Genomic DNA, 17,163 nt, shown 5'->3' with positions numbered 1-17,163 from the left:
CCGAAAGCGAGGCACCCGGCAGAGCGACACGATACAGCGCAGCTGAGGGTTTCTTGATACCCCCGGCGATCCGGCGGACGACGAAACGGGAAACGGGAAGACACGCACGATGGCACGCATCACCCTCCGGCAGCTCCTCGATCACGCCGCTGAGTACGAGTACGGCGTGCCCGCCTTCAACCTGAACAACATGGAGCAGGGGCTCGCTATCATGGCGGCCGCCGACGCCACCGACTCACCGGTGATCCTCCAGGCGAGCCGCGGCGCCCGGGCCTACGCCAACGACGTCGTGCTGGCCAAGCTGATCGACGGCCTCGTCGAGATCTACCCGCACATTCCGGTCTGCATGCATCTCGACCACGGCAACAACGAAGCCACCTGCGCCACCGCCATCCAGTACGGCTTCACCTCCGTGATGATGGACGGCTCGCTGAAGGCCGACGGCAAGACCCCGGCCGACTACACCTACAACGTCGAGATCACCCGCAACGTCACCAAGATGGCCCACTGGGCCGGTGTCTCGGTCGAGGGCGAGCTGGGCGTGCTCGGCTCGTTGGAGAGCGGCCAGGGCGAGGCCGAGGACGGCCACGGCGCCGAGGGCACCCTCAGCCACGACCAGCTCCTGACCGACCCGGACGAAGCGGTGAAGTTCGTCGAGGCCACGAAGGTGGACGCGCTGGCCGTCGCCATGGGCACGAGCCACGGCGCCTACAAGTTCACCCGCAAGCCCGACGGCGAGGTGCTGGCGATGAACGTGATCGAGGAGATCCACCGCCGCCTGCCGACGACCCACCTCGTCATGCACGGCTCGTCGTCGGTGCCGCAGGACCTGCAGGACATCATCAACCAGTACGGCGGCCAGATGAAGCCGACCTGGGGCGTCCCGGTCGAGGAGATCCAGCGCGGCATCAAGCACGGCGTGCGCAAGATCAACATCGACACCGACAATCGCATGGCGATGACCGGCCAGATCCGGAAGGTGCTCACCGAGAACCCGTCCGAGTTCGACCCGCGCAAGTACCTCAAGCCCGCCATGGAGGCGATGACGAAGCTCTGCAAGCAGCGCTTCGAGGAGTTCAACACCGCCGGCAAGGGCTCGAAGATCCGCCCGATCTCCGTCGCCGAGATGGCCAAGCGCTACGCCAGCGGCGCCCTCGACCCGAAGATCGGGCCGCAGTAGGGCGCGGGTTGCCGGTTTCGATGAGCAATAGCGCCCGTCTCGCCCTGCTCGGACCGCACGGTCTCGAAGCGGATGGCATCGCCGCTTTCGTGACGGCCCTGAAGGTTGCGTGCGAAGCCGGCGATGTCGCCGCCGTGATTCTGCGGCTGGCTGCCACCGACGAGCGCGGGCTGACGGCCCGCGTCAAATCGGTCGCTCCGCTCGTGCAGGAGCGCGGCGCGGCCCTGGTCGTCGCCTGTCCGGGTTTCGCCGGCGATCTCGCCGCGGTGGCGATCCGGGGCGGCGCCGACGGCATCCACGTCGACAAGCCGCGCGACCTGAAGGACCTGCGCGGCCGGCTCCGGGAGGGGCGAATCCTCGGCGCCGGCGGCCTCGAGACCAAGCACGGCGCGATGGAGGCCGGCGAGGCCGGGATCGACTACCTGATGTTCGGTGGTCTGTACCCGGACGGCGTCGCGCCCGAGGCGGAGACCGTGCGGGCCCGCGCCGCGTGGTGGGCCGAGATCTTCGAGACACCGTGCATCGCGGTGGCGGCTGCCGCCGATGAGATCGCGCCTCTCGCCGCGACGGGTGCCGAGTTCGTCGGCCTGGAGAGCGGCCTCTGGCTGCCGGATCCGGGCGCGGTCGAGCGGGCCCAGCGCGCCGTCCGGGAGTCCGAGGCGTGAGAGGCCGCGACGTCCGTCGTCTGGCGGCCGTCGCCGGCGCGGCGCTGCTGGCGCTGCCGGCCTGGGCGGCCTCGGGACCGGCCGATCCGGCCCGGACCGCGGCGCCCGGCGCGATCGGGCCCGCGGCGCAGACCGGCAAGACGCCGATGCCGGAACTGCCGAGCCCCTACACGCCGAACTACTCGCGCGGCGCCGTGCCGCCAGCGGGCGGCCAGCCACCGGACTTTGCCTACGGCGCCTATCAGAAGGGCCAGTACGTCACCGCCTTCCGCGAGGCGACGAAGCGCATCGAGGCGAATCCGAAGGATGCCGCCGCCATGACGCTGCTCGGCGAGCTGTACAATCAGGGCCTCGGCGTGAAGCAGGATCCGGTCAAGGCGGCCGACTGGTATCGCTTGGCGGCCGCGCAGAACGACGCGTCCGCCATGGCCTCCCTGGGGCTGATGGCCCTCGACGGTCGCGGCATGCCGAAGGACCCGAAAGCCGGGCGGCGCTGGCTCGAGCAGGCCACGGCCCACGGCTCACCGACCGCGGCCTACAATCTCGGCCTGATCCTGATCGGCACCGGCGCCACGGCCGACGAGGCGGCGGCCGCCGCGCAGTTCCGCAAGGCGTCAGACGCCGAGATCGGCCCGGCCCAGCACGACCTGGGCGTGCTCTACCTGCAGGGGCGCGGCGTGCCGAAGGATCCGTCGAAGGCCGCGGAGCTGTTCCGGCGCGGCGCCGACAACGGCGATCTCGCCAGCGAGGTCGAGTACGCGATCCTTCTCTTCAACGGCACCGGCGTCACCAAGGACGAGCGTGCGGCCGCCCGGTACTTCCTGCACGCGGCCTCGCGCGGCAACGCCATCGCGCAGAACCGCGTCGCGCGGCTGTACGCGGTGGGCCGCGGCGTTGCCAAGAACCCCGTGGAGGCGGCCGCCTGGAACCTCGCGGCCGCCGGACAGGGCCTGTCCGACGCGTGGCTCGATCAGACCCTCTCCGGTCTCTCGGCCGACGAGCGCACCCGGGCGGAGCGTCTCGCCAACGAGCGGATCGAGCAGCGCTGAGACGCTAGGCCTCGGCCTTCGACCAGTCGACGCCCGCCTCGAGGTGCGGCAGCAGGACGACGCTCTCCTGCTCGTTCGGGTCCGTCCGGGCGATCACGGCCGTGACCGGCTCCGTCTGGCTGCGGTTGTAGGGCAGGTGCGGCACGTCGGCGGCGATGTAGACGAACTCGCCGGCGCCCGCGATCGCGTGGTTCTCCAGCCGCTCCCCCCAGAAGCAGCCCGACACGCCCGACAGCACGTAGATCGCCGTCTCGTGGTGCTCGTGCTTGTGGGCGTGGGCCCGCTCACCGGGCGGGATCTCCAGGAGCTGCATGTGCAGCGCCCGCGAACCCACGGCCTCGGCCGAGATCGCCGGCCGGTAGATGTGTCCCTGCTTGCCGCGGAACGGCGCACTCTCGTGCACCACCCGGAACCCCTGCTTCTCCGTGCCGGACGCGGAACTCATGGACCTTCCTCCACTCTGAAGGCGGCATCGATGGGGATCTGCATACCGTTGACCAGCGCGTTCGTCTGGTTGGCCATCCCGACCACCGCCAGGAATTCGCCGTGCTGGCCCTCCGTCAAGCCCTTGGCCCGCGCAGCCGCGGTGTGGGAGTGGATGCAGTACGGGCAGCCATTGGCGATCGAGACCGCGATGTAGACCAGTTCCTTGGTCAGGGGATCGAGGGTCCCCGGCCCCATGACGGTCTTCAGGGCGGACCAAGTCCGCTCGAGCAGCGCGGGATCGTTGGCGAGGCCGCGCCAGAAATTGTTGACGACGTCGGATCCCCGGGTCGCCCGGATGTCCGCAAAGACCGCGCTGACGCGCGCGTCGGCGTCGGCCTCGGCATCGGACCAGAGTTTCACGGTCGCCACGGCAATCGCCTCCCCGCTCAGCCCGTCCTCAGAGCTTGCACGCGCCCTCGAGCGCACGGTTCTCCGCCTCGGAGAACAGGCGCGAGCGGATATGGAAACGCTTCTCCCGGCCGTTCTCCAGCGAGAACATGCCGCCGCGGCCCGGCACCACGTCGAGGATCAGGTGCGTGTGCTTCCAGACCTCGAACTGCGACCGGCTGATGAAGAAGTCCGCGCCCCCCACCGTGCCGAGATTCACGTCGCCGTCGCTCACCAGAAAGTCGCCCACCGGGTAGCACATGGGCGAGGAGCCGTCGCAGCAGCCGCCCGACTGGTGGAACATGACCGGACCGTACTCGCGCCTCAGCTCATCGATCAGGGCGAGCGCCGCCGGGGTGGCGGTGACCCGCAGGGGTGTCCCGTCGACGCCGGCCTGCTCGGCGACGTTGGCGTCGATAACCTGGTCCGAAGTCATGCCGTCCTCCCTGTCGATGTCTGAATATGCTGTGTTCCCGGCCGGTTTCCACTGCGCATCGCGCCGGATGCCGGCGCCGAACGGTCGCGTCGCGCGTTGTGTCGCCGAAGGGCGGCGGACACCGCCCGACCGATCAGGAGCCCGCACGATGTCGGTTCGCACACGCGCTGCCTGCCTCATCCTGGCCGTGGCCGGTCTCGCAGGGCCCGCCGCCGCCGAGCCGCTCGTCCTGCGCGTTCAACCCCGCGAGCACCCCCTGTTCGTGCAGCACGCGTGGCGCGTCGCGGGGAATCCCAACGTCACTCCCGATAACCCGATGGGCGTGGTCGGCTGGGACGGCCCGCCGGACGACGTGCCGAGCGTCAGCGGCGATGCCGGGCCGCTGGCTCCAGGCTCCATCGTCAACGCGCCGTTCGAGGGCTACGGCTTCGGCCTCTACTGACCGCGCGATCCGGGATCGAAAAAGCCCCGGCCTCTCGGCCGGGGCTGAAGTTGTCTCGGGGGTTGACCCGGGAAGAAACTCAGAAGAACCCGAGCTTCTTGGCCGAGTAGCTGACCAGCATATTCTTGGTCTGCTGGTAGTGATCGAGCATCATCTTGTGGGTCTCGCGGCCGATGCCGGACTGCTTGTAGCCGCCGAAGGCCGCGTGGGCCGGGTAGGCGTGGTAGCAGTTCGTCCAGACGCGACCGGCCTGGATCGCCCGGCCGAAGCGGTAGGCGCGGGTCCCGTCGCGGGTCCAGACGCCGGCGCCGAGGCCGTAGAGCGTGTCGTTGGCGATGGAGAGCGCCTCGGCATCGTCCTTGAAGGTCGTGACCGACAGGACCGGCCCGAAGATCTCCTCCTGGAAAATGCGCATCTTGTTGTGGCCGCGGAACACGGTCGGCTTCACGTAGAAGCCCTCGGCGAACTCGCCGTCCTTGACGTTGCGCTCGCCGCCCGTGAGGAGCTGCGCGCCCTCCTGGCGGCCGATGTCGATGTAGGAGAGGATCTTCTCCATCTGCTCGCCCGAGGCCTGGGCGCCGATCATCGTGGCCGGATCGAGCGGCGAGCCCTGGGTGATCGCCTCGACGCGCTTCACCGCGCGCTCCATGAACCGGTCGTAGATGGACTCGTGCACGAGCGCGCGGCTCGGGCAGGTGCAGACCTCGCCCTGGTTGAGGGCGAACATCGTGAAGCCCTCGAGGGCCTTGTCGAAGAAGTCGTCGTCCTCGTTCGCCACGTCAGCGAAGAAGATGTTCGGCGACTTGCCGCCGAGCTCCAGCGTCACCGGGATCAGGTTCTGCGACGCGTACTGCATGATGAGGCGGCCGGTGGTCGTCTCACCCGTGAAGGCGATCTTGGCGATTCGCGGCGACGAGGCGAGCGGCTTGCCGGCCTCGAGGCCGAAACCGTTGACGATGTTGAGCACGCCCGGCGGCAGCAGATCGCCGATGATCTCGGCCAGCACCAGGACCGAGGCCGGGGTCTGCTCGGCCGGCTTCAGGACCACGCAGTTGCCGGCGGCGAGCGCCGGGGCGAGCTTCCACACCGCCATCAGGATCGGGAAGTTCCACGGGATGATCTGGCCGACGACGCCCAGCGGCTCGTGGAAGTGGTAGGCAACCGTGTCGTGGTCGATCTCGGAGATCGAGCCCTCCTGCGCCCGCACGCAGCCGGCGAAGTATCGGAAATGGTCGATGGCCAGCGGGATGTCGGCGTGAGTCGTCTCGCGGATCGGCTTGCCGTTGTCCCAGGTCTCGGCCAGCGCGAGCAGGTCGAGGTTCTCCTCCATCCGGTCGGCCATCTTGAGGAGGATGCGGGCGCGCTCGGCCGGCGCCGTGCGGCCCCAGGCCTCCCGGGCCGCGTGGGCGGCGTCGAGGGCCTTCTCGACGTCCTGCGCGTCCGACCGGGCCACCTCGCACACCACCTTGCCGGTGATCGGCGAGGTGTTCTCGAAGTAGCGGCCGGCCGCAGGGGCGACCCACTGGCCGCCGATGAAGTTGTCGTAGCGGGCCGAGAAGGGCGACTTGACCTTCGAGTCGCCGAGGAATTCCGGCTTGTTCATGGCTATGTTCCCTCCGTGGGCCCCGGCCTCGCGAACCGCGGCTCTTGGGCTTAAGCTGGCGCTCGGACGACCGATCGTGGGGGCCGCATCCGCTTCCGCTCTGTTCGCAGCCAATGGCTTTTGGCCTGTCGAATCAAGGTGGACTTTTGGCCAGTGCGCGAGTGGGGCGATCCTACGCGCTTCCCGCCGTCACCGCGAGCGGGCAAAAATTCCCAGCCCGGACCGTACTCCCGCGACGAGCGGCGTTTGGGACGTTCGGACGGCCGAATCACCGTGCGCGCCGAGAGTCGGCCCCGTCGCTCAGCCGAGCAGGGCGAGCGGAACGGTCGCCGCCGCGAGCGGGAGCGCCGCCAGGGCCGCAATCCGCAGCCAGGTCGGCCGATAGGCGACGATCGCCACCACGGCCAGGGCGGAGCCCGTCAGCGATCCGATCCACTGCACCGGTCCGAAATTCCAGCCCGCCGCCGCGACGGCCGCCGCGAACGAGAGGCCGAGTCCGCACCAGCCCGCCATCCGCAAGCTTCCGACCCGCGCCTTCGGCACACCGACGCGGTAGGCGGCCCGGTGATGCCGGTCGAGGCTGAGGGCGAGGGCCGCGAAGCCCGAGAAGCTGAGGAGCAGGCTGAGGATCAGCGCGGCGGATGTCATGCTTCGACCGTCCGTGACAGACTGGCTTTGGCGGGGCGCGCGGTCGCCAGCTTACGCCGCGCCGCCAGCCAGGATCCGACGCCGAGAGTGACGCCCACGGCCACCAGGGCGACGTCGAAGGCGAGGAAGCGCTGCTGGCCGACGAGGATCGCGTCCACGAAGGCTATCGCCAGGAAGGCGCAGGCCGGCACGGCCAGAGCGAGCGACCACGCCCGCTGCCGCGGATACAGGGCCGCGGCGAGGGCGGCGGCGACCCAGGCCGCGAAGAACGCGCGCACCTCCCAGTCCGCCCGGGCCCCGAGCCCGTCGGGCAGCAGCCGGTTCGCGAGGAGATACGCGGCGAGGCCCACCGGCAGGCCCGCGATGGTCCCGAGGTTGAGGAATCGCACGAGGCGCAGGCCGAAGCCCTCGGGATCCGCGCCCTTCGGCGCCCGCGCCACCGTCCAGAGGACGAGGCCGCTCGCGACCGTGGCGGCACCCATCACGCCGCAGAGGAAGAACAGGAGGCGCAGCGGCGCGGCGGCGAAGTGCGCCTCGTGCAGACCCGCCATCACGGCCCCGGTGCGGGTCGCCGCGCCGGCCTCGCCGACCCGGGCGATCTCCGCACCGGTATCGGCCGCGTAGGCGATCTGCGGATGCAGGTGCGCGAGCCCGTGCGGCTCCTCGAAATACGCCGTCACGGTGGCGCCGGCATCGCCCGGATGGGAGACGAGTATCACCTCGGGCGCCTCGCCGCCGGCAGCCGCGGCGCGGGCGACGATCTCGCCGAGCGGCAGCGGCCTGCCGGGACGGCCAACCGGGGCCGTGCCCGGCGTCGCGAGGCCGGCCTCGGCGTAGTAGCGCAGTATGTCGTCGCCGTAGACGGCCTTCATACCCCAGGGCATCAGCGTCGCCGACAGTGTGACGAGGCCCGTGTAGACGATCATCAGGTGGAAGGGCAGCGCCAGCACGCCGACCACGTTGTGGGCGTCCAACCAGCCACGCTGCGCCGAGCGGTCGCGGCGAAAGGTGAAGAAGTCGGCGAAGATGCGCCGGTGCGTCACGATACCGGAGATCAGCGCGATCAGCAGGACCATGGCGCAGGCCGACACGATCCAGCGCCCCCAGATCGGCGGCAGGCTCAGCTCGAAGTGGAAGCGGTACAGGAAGTCGCCGCCGCGCGTGTCGCGGACGCGCGCGGGCTCGCCCGTGGCGGGATCGAGCAGCGCGTGGTGGAACGGGCCGCTGAAGTTCGGCCACCAGTAGACCTCGACGGCCGAGGTCTCGGCGTTCGGCAGCTTGATCGACCAACCGGCCGCGTCCGGCATTGTCCTGCGCAGGAACGCGCCGGCCCGCGTCGCCGCCGCGGCGGGATCGGGGGCTCCCGCGGACAGCTCCGGCCGCATCCAGTCCGAGATGTCGGTGCGGTAATAGCTGGCGGTACCGGTGACGAAGATGGCGAACAGCACCCAGCCGACCACCAGGCCGGACCACGTGTGCAGCCACGCCATCGCCTGGCGGAAGCTCCGGGCAGGGCTCACGCGGCCGCTCCGGACACGAAGGCGCCGGCGAGCCACAGGGCGCCGGCCAGCAGGAGGGCGATCAGGCCGAGGACCAGGGCCGCGCGACCGAGCGTAGGGGCGGCGAACACCCAGATCACCGCGCCCGCCATGATGGCGAAGCTCGCCAGCGTTCCGGCCGAGACCGCCTCGGCGCGCGGGACGGGAAGAATCAGCGCCAGCAGCGCGCTCGCCAGGGCGGCGACCGCGTAGCCGCCGAGCGTCGCGAGCAGCACCCGCCCGGCGACTGCCGCGCGATCGGCCAGCGTCGGCATGGTGCGGGCGCTCATGGCGCCACCTCTCGTTCCCGTGAGCCCATGGCGGGACCTAGCAGCGGCCGAGGCCGCGGTGCAACGCCTATGTTCCGGAACGATTCCAGTGTGAAACGAGGTGTTTAGAACGGACCTCGGCCGCGCGCGCGGCGATGCTCTCCCGCGCTCGGAGCCTCGTCTCAGAAGCCGGCGGCTCCCGGTGCGCCGTCGCGTCCGGACCTGCGGATTGCCACGGCCGCGTTCCGGGCGCTCGGCGGCAGGTCGGCTCCGGGGTCCGGTTTGGTCGAGGCCGCGGCGGACCCGGGCACCGGACCGGCGGCACGGCCGTCGCGCGCGTGTCCCCATCCGTAGCCCGCGTTGATCCCGGCGTAGAAGCCCGTGAAGTCCTCCGCCCAGGCACTCCCCGCGAGCAACATCAGGGCCGTGGACAGCAGCAGGCGGCGCATGGATCGTCCCGAAACGAGGAAGGCGGCGGCCCCGCAGGGAGCCGCCGCCTCGCAGTCTTCGCGCGGATCGCGGCGGCAGAGAGGCCGCCGCGCGATCCTCAATCCTCGACGTTGATGCTCTGGGCCTCGCGGCCCTTCTGGCCCTCGACCACGCCGAGCGTGACCTGCTGACCTTCGGCGAGCGAGTCGAGACCGGCGCGGGACAGCGCCGAGCGGTGCACGAACACGTCCTTGCCGCCGTCGTTGACCGAGACGAAGCCGAAGCCCTTCGCGGGATCGTACCATTTCACGGTGCCGCTCATCTCCACCGACGGGCCGCTGGCGAAACGGCCACCGCCGCCGCCACCACCGCCGTAGCCGCCGCCACCGCCGCCGTAACCACCGCGGTCGCGGTCGCCGTAGCCGCCGGCACCGGCGCCGTAGCCGCCGGTGCGCGGGCGGAACTCACGCCGGGGCGCGGGCGCCTCGGCCGTGGAGGTGTCAACGCTGGTGACGCTCGTGACCTGCGGGCCCTTCTGGCCCTGGGCCGTCGTGACCGTCAGCCGGGTGCCCGGCATCAGATCGTCGTGGCCGGCCGCCTCGACAGCGCGGATGTGGAGGAAGGCATCGCCCGAACCGTCGCCGAGTTCGACGAAGCCGAAGCCCTTCTCCTTGTTGAACCACTTGACCGTCGCATCGCGCTCCGGCCCGGACGCGACCGGAGCCGCGCCACGCGACGGGCCGCGATCGAAACCGCCCCCGCCGAAACCACCGCCGCCACCGCCGAAACCGCCGCCGCCGTATCCGCCGCTGGGGGGAGCCTGATCAGGCCATCTCGGCTCGCCACTCTCGTCGAAGCCGCGCTTCTGCGGCCCTCTGAAATCACGACCACGTCCCATAGAAAGCTCGCAAAAACCGTCCGCCGCCCTTGTCTCGAATACCGCGTGCGCGCCATCCCAGACAGCCCACGCCCCGCACTATCATTACCCCAGGTCGCGGTAACCAAGAATAACGCCCCAGTCCTGACGCAATCGGGCCTTGACCGCAAGGACCTTCTTGGCCCAGAGGCGCCCGTTTCGTTACTTTCTTGCGGCAAACAACGGAACCCGACCCCGCCGCCGGGCCGGCCCTTTCCCATTCGAGGGAAGGCGTTAGCGAAACGCAAAGGCTGTCCGGCTACACTCGGCCCCGCGCCCCGCAGACTCGGCCGGCCATGATCGCGACACCGACTTTCCCCGATCTCTCCGCTCTTGTGGTCGACGAGAGTCTCTACATCCGCCGAATCGTGCGCGACATGCTGATGCGCGTTGGGATCAAGCGGGTGCTCGAGGCGCCGGACGGGGCCGAGGCGCTCGGCGTGCTCGCCGAGAGCAAGCCCGACATCAGCATCATCGACTGGGATCTGTCGATCCTGTCGGGCGAGGAGTTCATCCGGCTGGCGCGGACGCCGACCACTTCCCCCTGCCCCACGATCCCGATCATCCTGATGCTGGCCCAGCCGCGCCGGAACGTGGTCGACCGGGCGGTGGCGCTCGGCGTCAACGAGATCATCGCCAAGCCGTTCTCGCCTAAGACGCTGTGGTCGCGGCTGGACGAGGTGATCAACCGGCCCCGCCCCTACTCGCAGGTGAAGAGCCTCCTGCGCCCGATCCCGCGCCGGGCCAGCGCGATGAAGGCCGTGGCCTGACCGCGACCGCGATGGGACATTGCAGTTCGCCGCCGAGCCTGTAGGGTCGCAGATCAGCGAAGGCCGAGCGCGCTGCTCAAGGCCGACCCGAAGGATCGACGGCCGCGCCGATGAGGGACGAGACCGCCGCGGCCGCGCCGTCCCGAATTCAGACCGGCGCGGTGCCGCTTCAGACGCAAGCTCCTATACCGGGCCGTGATCGTCGGCGCGCCGCCTACGCGGCGCTCGACCTGGGCACCAACAATTGCCGCCTGCTGGTCGCGGAGCCGACCTTCAACGGCTTCCGCGTGATCGACGCGTTCTCGCGGATCGTGCGCCTCGGCGAGGGACTCGGCACGTCCGACCGCCTGAGCGAGGCGGCGATCGAGCGGACCGTGGAGGCCCTGCGGATCTGCCGGGCCAAGATGCAGGCGCGCGGGGTGCAGCGGGCCAAGATCATCGCCACGGAAGCCTGCCGCCTCGCGGTGAACGGCGCCGCCTTCGTGGAGCGCGTCCGCCGCGGCGTCGGCCTCGACCTCGAGATCGTCGACCGGCAGACCGAGGCCTATCTCGCGGTCACGGGTTGCGCGGCGCTCGCGGATCCGCTCGCCGAATCGGTCATCATCTTCGACATCGGCGGCGGCTCGACCGAGATCGCGTGGCTGGACGGCGCGGCCGCCAACCCGTCGACCGACCCGACTCTGCGGATTCGGGCCTGGGATTCTCTTCCGGTGGGCGTGGTGACGCTGGCCGAGCGCCACGGCGGCGCCGAGGTCACCCGACGGATGTTCGAGGGCATGGTCGAGGAGGTGGCCGAGAAGCTCTCGGCCTTCGCGCTCCGGGCCGCCCCGGCGGCGACGGCGCCGCACTTTCACCTGCTCGGAACGTCCGGCACCGTCACGACCATCGCGGCGATGCATCTGCGGCTCGCCCGCTACGAGCGCCGGCGCGTGGACGGCTTGTGGATGGGCGACGACGCGGTCTCGACCGCCATCGACGACCTGCTCGACACGCGGCTCGAGCAGCGCGCCGACAACCCCTGTATCGGCCGCGACCGCGCCGATCTCGTGCTCGCGGGCTGCGCGATCCTCGAGGCGATCCGCCGGGCCTTTCCCTCGGAGCGCCTGCGCATCGCCGATCGCGGCCTGCGCGAAGGATTGCTGATGAACATGATGCGGGAGGACGGGGTCTGGAACCGGAAGGCGGTCCGATGAGGGCGGCGCGATGAGCGACCGGCGCGGCGGCGCGAGTTCCGGCGGCGGTGTCCGGGGCGAACTGAAGCAGCGGGTGAAGACCGGCCGCGGACGGACCCTGTCCCAGAAGCGCTGGCTCGAGCGCCAGCTCAACGATCCCTACGTGGCCCGCGCCAAGCGCGAGGGCTACCGGTCCCGGGCGGCCTACAAGCTCCTGGAGATCGACGAGCGCTACAAGCTCCTGCGCCCCGGCCAGAAGATCGTCGATCTCGGCGCCGCGCCGGGGGGCTGGTCGCAGGTGGCCGCGCGGGTGGTCGGGCCGACGGGCCGCGTCGTGGGCATCGATCTCCTGGAGATCGAGCCGATGGCCGGGGTCGAGTTCATCACCCTCGACTTCCTCGACCCCGAGGCGCCTGACCGTCTGACCGGGATGCTCGGCGGCCCCGCCGACCTCGTCATGTCCGACATGGCCGCCAACGCCACCGGTCACAAGAAGACCGACCACCTGCGGATCATCGGCCTCGCCGAGACGGCGGCGGAGTTCGCCCGCGAGATCCTGGGCCCCGGAGGCGCCTACCTCGCCAAGGTGCTCCAGGGCGGCACCGAGGGCGCGCTGCTCACCGATCTGAAGCGTGACTTCGCCACGGTCCGGCACGTCAAGCCGGCCGCGAGCCGGGCCGATTCGAGCGAGCTCTACGTCCTGGCGACCGGCTACCGGGGCGCGCCGGGCCGGGCGGCGTCCGTCGACGAGGGCTGAGCCGCCCGGCGATGCTCCTCGCCTGGGCCCTGTCCGCCCTCAACCCGGCGCCGCTTCCCCTGCGCCGGCTCGGCTATGTCCGCCAGAGCGGCCTGCTCCACGCCCGCTCGCGCCGCTGCCGGGCGGCCTGGGCGCCACACCTCGCGCGGGCGCAGTCCGTGATCGCGGCGGCGGCCGGAGCGACCCGGCAGCGCCGGCACGCGGTGGTGCTGGGCTCGGGCCTGCTCGACGACGTGCCGCTCGACGCCCTCGCCCGCCTGTTCGACCGGGTCACCCTCGTGGACGCCGTCCATCCCTGGCCGGCGCGCCTCGCCGCCCGCCGATATCCGAACGTCGCGCTGGTGACCGCGGAGATCAGCGCCGGTCTCGCCGGGGCCTGGGCCGAGCTCTGCGCGGAGGCCGACCTGATCGTCTCGGCGAATCTGCTGTCGCAGATCCCGCTCCTCCCGATCGAGGCCCACGAGACCCGGGGCCGCGAGGCGCCCCCGCGGCTCGGCGCGCACCTCGTCGAGACTCACTTGGCGGCGTTCGACGCGCTCGCCGGGCGCGCCGAGCGAGTCTGCCTGATCACCGACACGGTGCAGCGCGAGGAAGACCGGGCGGGCCGGACCGTCGACAGCGCCGACCTGCTGTTCGGGATCGCGCTGCCGCCCGCGCCGGAAGCCTGGGACTGGGAGATCGCGCCGTTCGGCGAGATCGGCCCCCGTCGCCGCCTGATCCACCGCATGCACGCCTACCCGGACTGGAAGGCCGCGCGGCGGTCCGCGCGCTGAGCCGCGAACGAAGAAGGCCGCCCCGGTTTCCCGGAACGGCCTCGTTTCAGTCTCATCCGGGATGTCGGATCACTCGGTCGGCACGTCCGCCGCCGGCGTGGTCGCGCCGCCCTCGTCCGCGGCGCTCTCGAAGCGCGGGCGCCGACGGCGGCGGGGCTTGGCGGCCGGAGCTTCGTCGGCCGCCGCTTCGGGCTCGGGAGCGCTCGACGGCTCGACCGCGGGCGCGGGGCGCGCGGGGGCCATCAGGAAGGCCGGCAGGCCTGTGGGCTCCTCGGCCTCCGCCGCGGGCGCGGCCTCGCGGCGGCGCTCGCGGCGCGGCGCGGCCTCGGCACGGGGGGCCCGCTCCGGGCGAGCCTCGGGACGGGTCTCCTGCCGGCCCTCGGCGCGCGGGGCATCGCCGCGCCCGTTCTCGTAGCGGCCCTGGTCGCCGCGATTGTCCTGACGGTTGTCCTGACGCGCGTCCTGGCGGCCATCCTGCCGATTGTCCGGACGGTCCTGGCGATCCGGCCGACCCTCGTGCCGCTCCTGGCGGTAATCCGGACGGCCGTAATCCTGGCGGTCCTGACGATCCTGCCGGTTCTCCTGGCGATAATCCTGCCGCTGGTAGTCCTGGCGCTGATAATCCTGACGCGGCTGGTCCTGGCGCCGGTAGTCCTGACGACCGTTGTTGTCGAACCGGCGCTGGTCGCGGTTCTGGAACCGGTCACGGCCCTGGCGGCCGTCCTGATTCCCGTCCGGACGGCTCTCGTAGGGCTGCGGCTGCTGGCCGGGATCGTTGTCGTCGTAGCCATTGTAGGCGTGACCGTTCTGGGATCCGCCGTTGCCCTGGGCGTCGTCGTCGCCCTCGTCCATGTCATCGTCGTACGGACGACTGGCATAGCCGCCGGTGTTGGCCGGGCGATTCTGGTCCTGAGCGCCAGAGACAATACGGAAGTAGTGCTCGCCGTGCTGAAAGTAATTCTCGGCCGCCACCGGGTCGCCGGCCGCCAGAGCATCCCGCGCGAGCTGCGCGTACTTGTCGGCGATGTGCTGCGCGGTGCCGCGGATTTTGACGTCGGGACCGTTGGATTCGTAGGAGCGCGTCAGCGGATTCGGACCCTTCGGCCGATTCCGGCCGCGCATCCGTCGATTCTGGTTTGGTCTCATCGGTCTGTAATGACCCTCGTTCACGCAAACGACTGTCTACGGAGGCGCCCGGGCGGATCTCGTGGCGCAGTCCGGCCAAGCGCATCCGGCGGCGCCGCGCGTGGGACCGCTCTTCGGTCCGCGCGTCTGCCTGACCATCCCTCGAACCAGGCGCCCGGTGAAAGCCGCCGATCCTCAGTCGATTGTCAGGTTCGAATGTGTCGTCCCGCCGCGCTGGCACCGGCGCGTTCTGGTTCGACGGTCTAGGGGGATCAGCGAACCAGCCGGCGACCCACGGTCACCACCGACCTTACAGCCGTCCGTCTTAACGGACGGTTCGCGATCTTCAAGCCGACTCTAGCGTTCCCCGGTTGATGCAACAAGCAATTTTTCGGTGCCGGGATGGTTGACCCTGACTTAGGCATCCCTGTGGCCGGAAAAAAGACCCTCCGGCCGATCGAAACTCAGCACCCGGTCGTGACCGGCGAGGTCGCGGGTCAATCCGCGGGCGCGGTAGCCTGCGGCGCGCGCCAGATCCGTCACGGCCGCCGCCTGATCGTAGCCGATCTCGAGCACGAGCAGGCCGCCCGGGGCGAGACACGCCCCCGCGCCGCCCAGGATCCGCCGGTATGCCTCGAGGCCGTCGGCACCGCCGTCGAGGGCAGCGGCCGGGTCGTGCCCGCGGACCTCGCGCTCCAGGGTCCCGATGACGGCGCGGGCGATGTAGGGCGGGTTCGAGACCACGAGGTCGAAGCAGCCCCATAGGGCGTCGCACCAGTCACCGGCCACGAAGCGCGCCCGGTCGCCGACGCCGTTCGTGACGGCGTTGTCCCGGGCAACGCGCAGGGCGCCCTCGGAACGATCGAGCCCGACGCCGGTGGCGCGGGGTCGCTCGGACAGGAGGGCCGTCAGGATGCAGCCCGACCCGGTCCCCAGGTCCAGGCAGCGGAGCGGAGCGGCGCGGTCGGGCCGCGCCGCCAGCGCGACCTCGACCAGGATCTCGGTGTCCGGGCGCGGCACGAGCGTGTCGGGCCCCAGCCGGAACGGCAGGCCCCAGAACTCCCAGGCGCCCAGGATGCGGGCGACCGGCTCGCCGGCGAGCCGCCGGGCCAGCGCCGCCGCGAGGGACGCAGCGTCCGCTGGGCCCAGGCGCCGGCCCCCCTCGATCAGCAGGTCTCTTGTCTCCAGGCCCAGGATGCCGAGCAGGAGGAACCGGGCGTCGCCCGCGGCTTCGGCAACGCCGCCGGCGTGCAAACGCGCCGTCAGCGCGCGGAGCGCCTCGCGGCGCGACAGATCCTGGAGCGCGTCCGGCGTCACGGCGCGGATCAGGCCATGCCCTCGGCGGCCAGGAGCTCAGCCTGGTGCTCGGTGATGAGGGCGTCCACCACCTCGTCGAGGGCGGTCCCGGCCATCACCTCCTCGAGCTTGTAGAGGGTCAGGTTGATCCGGTGATCGGTCACGCGACCCTGCGGAAAGTTGTAGGTCCGGATCCGCTCGCTGCGGTCGCCGGAGCCGACCTGCGCCTTGCGGTCGGCCGCGCGCGCCGAATCCTTGGCGTTGCGCTCGGCCTCGTAGAGCCGCGCCCGCAGGAGCGCCATGGCGCGGGCCCGGTTCTTGTGCTGCGACCGCTCCTCCTGGACGAAGACGACGATGCCGGTCGGCAGGTGGGTGATGCGGATCGCCGATTCCGTCTTGTTGACGTGCTGGCCGCCCGCGCCCTGGGCCCGCATCGTGTCGATCTTCAGGTCGGCGTCGTTGACGTGGATGTCGACCTCCTCGGCCTCGGGCAGCACCGCCACGGTGGCGGCCGAGGTGTGGATCCGGCCCTGCGTCTCGGTGTCGGGCACCCTCTGCACTCGGTGAGCACCGCTCTCGAACTTGAGGCGGGCGAAGACGCCACGTCCCTTCACCTCGGCCACCACCTCGCGGAAGCCGCCGACGGTGCCCTCGCTCTCGGAGATCACCTCGACCCGCCAGCCCTTCGACTCGGCGTATTTCGCGTACATCCGGAACAGGTCGCCGGCGAAGAGGGCGGCCTCGTCGCCGCCGGTGCCGGCGCGGACTTCCAGGATCGCGCTCTTCTCGTCGGCGGCGTCCTTGGGCAGGAGCAGGAGCTGGAGGGCCCGGTGGGCGGTCTCGAGCGCCGCCAGCGCCTCCGGCTTCTCCTCGGCGGCGAGCGCGCGCATCTCCGGATCCGTGCCGGGCTCGTCGATCAGGGCCTCGACGCCCGCGAGGTTCTCCAGCGCGGCGCGGTAGGCGCGGATCGCCGCCACGACCGGGTCGAGGTCGGACAGCTCGCGGGAGAGCTGGACCACCGTCTCGGGATCGATCTCGCCGGAGGCGAGCTGCGCGGTGACGATGTCGTGCCGCGCCAGGATGGCGTCGAGGCGCTCGGTGGGAAAGGGGATCATCGCCCGTGTTTCTGCAGGTCTGCGCGCGCCGTTCCGGGCCGGGCGCGGGTCTCGTCCCGGGGACGGAGACGCGTGGCTTCGAGGGTGTAGGACCCGGTAGGACGTCC

20 protein-coding genes are annotated in these 17,163 nt (G+C 71.2%); 8 read left to right on the top strand and 12 right to left on the bottom strand.

The window, feature by feature from the left end; genetic code table 11:
• The first annotated feature begins 109 nt into the window (after nucleotides 1-109).
• Genes fba through BKE41_RS00990 form a run of 3 tightly spaced genes read left to right on the top strand, consistent with a single transcriptional unit; the run spans nucleotide 110 to nucleotide 2,894 of the window.
• Nucleotides 110-1,180 carry a class II fructose-bisphosphate aldolase gene (gene fba, locus BKE41_RS01000; protein WP_012317181.1) on the top strand — a complete coding sequence of 357 codons (1,071 nt, stop codon included), beginning with the start codon at nucleotides 110-112 and terminating at the stop codon, nucleotides 1,178-1,180.
• Nucleotides 1,181-1,200: 20 nt separating this feature from the next.
• Nucleotides 1,201-1,845: a thiamine phosphate synthase gene (locus tag BKE41_RS00995; protein ID WP_043072926.1), complete on the top strand. Its 645-nt coding sequence runs from the start codon at nucleotides 1,201-1,203 to the stop codon at nucleotides 1,843-1,845.
• Nucleotides 1,842-2,894: a tetratricopeptide repeat protein gene (locus BKE41_RS00990; protein WP_024827850.1), complete on the top strand. Its 1,053-nt coding sequence runs from the start codon at nucleotides 1,842-1,844 to the stop codon at nucleotides 2,892-2,894. The genes BKE41_RS00995 and BKE41_RS00990 overlap by 4 nt, the downstream gene beginning before the upstream one ends.
• A gap of 4 nt (nucleotides 2,895-2,898) precedes the next feature.
• On the opposite strand, the gene BKE41_RS00985 is transcribed toward BKE41_RS00990, so the two are convergent.
• From BKE41_RS00985 to BKE41_RS00975, 3 genes are read right to left on the bottom strand one after another with little or no spacing between them, the layout of a single operon-like run.
• Nucleotides 2,899-3,339 carry a cupin domain-containing protein gene (locus tag BKE41_RS00985; protein WP_012317178.1) on the bottom strand — a complete coding sequence of 147 codons (441 nt, stop codon included), beginning with the start codon at nucleotides 3,337-3,339 and terminating at the stop codon, nucleotides 2,899-2,901.
• Entirely contained in the window at nucleotides 3,336-3,749 is a 414-nt protein-coding gene (locus BKE41_RS00980) for a carboxymuconolactone decarboxylase family protein (protein WP_012317177.1), read from the bottom strand. Before BKE41_RS00980 ends, BKE41_RS00985 begins: the two co-directional genes overlap by 4 nt.
• Before the next feature lie 28 nt (nucleotides 3,750-3,777).
• On the bottom strand, nucleotides 3,778-4,203 hold the full coding sequence (locus tag BKE41_RS00975; protein ID WP_012317176.1) for a DUF779 domain-containing protein: 426 nt from the start codon (nucleotides 4,201-4,203) through the stop codon (nucleotides 3,778-3,780).
• A 148-nt stretch (nucleotides 4,204-4,351) separates the two neighbouring features.
• On the opposite strand from BKE41_RS00975, the gene BKE41_RS00970 reads away from it, so the two are divergent.
• Entirely contained in the window at nucleotides 4,352-4,645 is a 294-nt protein-coding gene (locus tag BKE41_RS00970) for a hypothetical protein (protein WP_012317175.1), read from the top strand.
• A gap of 79 nt (nucleotides 4,646-4,724) precedes the next feature.
• Here BKE41_RS00970 and adh read toward each other — a convergent pair whose 3' ends face one another.
• From adh to BKE41_RS32375, 6 genes are all read right to left on the bottom strand, one after another.
• Nucleotides 4,725-6,248 carry an aldehyde dehydrogenase gene (gene adh / locus BKE41_RS00965; protein ID WP_012317174.1) on the bottom strand — a complete coding sequence of 508 codons (1,524 nt, stop codon included), beginning with the start codon at nucleotides 6,246-6,248 and terminating at the stop codon, nucleotides 4,725-4,727.
• A gap of 300 nt (nucleotides 6,249-6,548) precedes the next feature.
• Nucleotides 6,549-6,896 carry a DUF3325 domain-containing protein gene (locus tag BKE41_RS00960; protein WP_012317173.1) on the bottom strand — a complete coding sequence of 116 codons (348 nt, stop codon included), beginning with the start codon at nucleotides 6,894-6,896 and terminating at the stop codon, nucleotides 6,549-6,551.
• Nucleotides 6,893-8,386 carry a PepSY-associated TM helix domain-containing protein gene (locus tag BKE41_RS00955; protein ID WP_058607551.1) on the bottom strand — a complete coding sequence of 498 codons (1,494 nt, stop codon included), beginning with the start codon at nucleotides 8,384-8,386 and terminating at the stop codon, nucleotides 6,893-6,895. Before BKE41_RS00955 ends, BKE41_RS00960 begins: the two co-directional genes overlap by 4 nt.
• A 26-nt stretch (nucleotides 8,387-8,412) precedes the next feature.
• Nucleotides 8,413-8,724, bottom strand: coding sequence for a hypothetical protein (locus tag BKE41_RS00950; protein ID WP_012317171.1), 312 nt, complete (start codon nucleotides 8,722-8,724; stop codon nucleotides 8,413-8,415).
• Nucleotides 8,725-8,885: 161 nt separating this feature from the next.
• Nucleotides 8,886-9,152 carry a hypothetical protein gene (locus tag BKE41_RS00945; RefSeq protein ID WP_012317170.1) on the bottom strand — a complete coding sequence of 89 codons (267 nt, stop codon included), beginning with the start codon at nucleotides 9,150-9,152 and terminating at the stop codon, nucleotides 8,886-8,888.
• Nucleotides 9,153-9,250: 98 nt separating this feature from the next.
• Nucleotides 9,251-10,030 carry a cold shock domain-containing protein gene (locus tag BKE41_RS32375; RefSeq protein ID WP_012317169.1) on the bottom strand — a complete coding sequence of 260 codons (780 nt, stop codon included), beginning with the start codon at nucleotides 10,028-10,030 and terminating at the stop codon, nucleotides 9,251-9,253.
• 314 nt (nucleotides 10,031-10,344) lie between these two features.
• Here BKE41_RS32375 and BKE41_RS00935 point away from each other — a divergent pair, with 314 nt between their 5' ends.
• The 4 genes from BKE41_RS00935 to BKE41_RS00920 all read left to right on the top strand — a co-directional run bounded on the left by BKE41_RS00935 (nucleotide 10,345) and on the right by BKE41_RS00920 (nucleotide 13,520).
• Nucleotides 10,345-10,818 carry a response regulator gene (locus BKE41_RS00935; protein WP_012317168.1) on the top strand — a complete coding sequence of 158 codons (474 nt, stop codon included), beginning with the start codon at nucleotides 10,345-10,347 and terminating at the stop codon, nucleotides 10,816-10,818.
• Between the two features lie 110 nt (nucleotides 10,819-10,928).
• On the top strand, nucleotides 10,929-12,011 hold the full coding sequence (locus BKE41_RS00930; RefSeq protein ID WP_070998282.1) for a Ppx/GppA phosphatase family protein: 1,083 nt from the start codon (nucleotides 10,929-10,931) through the stop codon (nucleotides 12,009-12,011).
• A gap of 10 nt (nucleotides 12,012-12,021) precedes the next feature.
• Nucleotides 12,022-12,747, top strand: a complete 726-nt coding sequence (locus BKE41_RS00925; RefSeq protein ID WP_012317166.1) for an RlmE family RNA methyltransferase — start codon at nucleotides 12,022-12,024, stop codon at nucleotides 12,745-12,747.
• A gap of 11 nt (nucleotides 12,748-12,758) precedes the next feature.
• Nucleotides 12,759-13,520 (top strand): hypothetical protein, encoded by a 762-nt coding sequence (locus tag BKE41_RS00920; RefSeq protein ID WP_070998281.1) that lies wholly within the window; start codon nucleotides 12,759-12,761, stop codon nucleotides 13,518-13,520.
• 69 nt (nucleotides 13,521-13,589) lie between these two features.
• On the opposite strand, the gene BKE41_RS00915 is transcribed toward BKE41_RS00920, so the two are convergent.
• The 3 genes from BKE41_RS00915 to prfA all read right to left on the bottom strand — a co-directional run bounded on the left by BKE41_RS00915 (nucleotide 13,590) and on the right by prfA (nucleotide 17,056).
• On the bottom strand, nucleotides 13,590-14,642 hold the full coding sequence (locus tag BKE41_RS00915; RefSeq protein WP_029359052.1) for a DUF4167 domain-containing protein: 1,053 nt from the start codon (nucleotides 14,640-14,642) through the stop codon (nucleotides 13,590-13,592).
• Nucleotides 14,643-15,062: 420 nt separating this feature from the next.
• On the bottom strand, nucleotides 15,063-15,962 hold the full coding sequence (gene prmC / locus BKE41_RS00910) for a peptide chain release factor N(5)-glutamine methyltransferase (protein ID WP_029359054.1): 900 nt from the start codon (nucleotides 15,960-15,962) through the stop codon (nucleotides 15,063-15,065).
• A gap of 8 nt (nucleotides 15,963-15,970) precedes the next feature.
• The gene (prfA, locus tag BKE41_RS00905) at nucleotides 15,971-17,056 is read right to left on the bottom strand and encodes a peptide chain release factor 1 (protein WP_012317162.1); all 1,086 of its coding nucleotides are present in this window, start codon (nucleotides 17,054-17,056) and stop codon (nucleotides 15,971-15,973) included.
• Between the last annotated feature and the right edge of the window lie 107 nt (nucleotides 17,057-17,163).

It is taken from the genome of Methylobacterium sp. C1 (assembly GCF_001854385.1).
GTDB lineage: Bacteria > Pseudomonadota > Alphaproteobacteria > Rhizobiales > Beijerinckiaceae > Methylobacterium > Methylobacterium radiotolerans.
This window is presented reverse-complemented; position numbering and strand designations above follow the sequence as displayed.

Excerpts from the sequence above, each read along its gene's own strand:
- BKE41_RS00975 (WP_012317176.1), bottom strand. The coding sequence starts at position 4,203 with ATGACTTCGGACCAGGTTATCGACGCCAACGTCGCCGAGCAGGCCGGC.
- BKE41_RS00985 (WP_012317178.1), bottom strand. The coding sequence starts at position 3,339 with ATGAGTTCCGCGTCCGGCACGGAGAAGCAGGGGTTCCGGGTGGTGCAC.
- BKE41_RS00925 (WP_012317166.1), top strand. The coding sequence starts at position 12,022 with ATGAGCGACCGGCGCGGCGGCGCGAGTTCCGGCGGCGGTGTCCGGGGC.
- BKE41_RS00930 (WP_070998282.1), top strand. The coding sequence starts at position 10,929 with ATGAGGGACGAGACCGCCGCGGCCGCGCCGTCCCGAATTCAGACCGGC.
- BKE41_RS00915 (WP_029359052.1), bottom strand. The coding sequence starts at position 14,642 with ATGCGCGGCCGGAATCGGCCGAAGGGTCCGAATCCGCTGACGCGCTCC.
- BKE41_RS00970 (WP_012317175.1), top strand. The coding sequence starts at position 4,352 with ATGTCGGTTCGCACACGCGCTGCCTGCCTCATCCTGGCCGTGGCCGGT.
- BKE41_RS00935 (WP_012317168.1), top strand. The coding sequence starts at position 10,345 with ATGATCGCGACACCGACTTTCCCCGATCTCTCCGCTCTTGTGGTCGAC.
- fba (WP_012317181.1), top strand. The coding sequence starts at position 110 with ATGGCACGCATCACCCTCCGGCAGCTCCTCGATCACGCCGCTGAGTAC.
- BKE41_RS00950 (WP_012317171.1), bottom strand. The coding sequence starts at position 8,724 with ATGAGCGCCCGCACCATGCCGACGCTGGCCGATCGCGCGGCAGTCGCC.
- adh (WP_012317174.1), bottom strand. The coding sequence starts at position 6,248 with ATGAACAAGCCGGAATTCCTCGGCGACTCGAAGGTCAAGTCGCCCTTC.
- BKE41_RS00955 (WP_058607551.1), bottom strand. The coding sequence starts at position 8,386 with ATGGCGTGGCTGCACACGTGGTCCGGCCTGGTGGTCGGCTGGGTGCTG.
- BKE41_RS32375 (WP_012317169.1), bottom strand. The coding sequence starts at position 10,030 with ATGGGACGTGGTCGTGATTTCAGAGGGCCGCAGAAGCGCGGCTTCGAC.
- BKE41_RS00920 (WP_070998281.1), top strand. The coding sequence starts at position 12,759 with ATGCTCCTCGCCTGGGCCCTGTCCGCCCTCAACCCGGCGCCGCTTCCC.
- BKE41_RS00960 (WP_012317173.1), bottom strand. The coding sequence starts at position 6,896 with ATGACATCCGCCGCGCTGATCCTCAGCCTGCTCCTCAGCTTCTCGGGC.
- BKE41_RS00995 (WP_043072926.1), top strand. The coding sequence starts at position 1,201 with ATGAGCAATAGCGCCCGTCTCGCCCTGCTCGGACCGCACGGTCTCGAA.
- prfA (WP_012317162.1), bottom strand. The coding sequence starts at position 17,056 with ATGATCCCCTTTCCCACCGAGCGCCTCGACGCCATCCTGGCGCGGCAC.
- BKE41_RS00945 (WP_012317170.1), bottom strand. The coding sequence starts at position 9,152 with ATGCGCCGCCTGCTGCTGTCCACGGCCCTGATGTTGCTCGCGGGGAGT.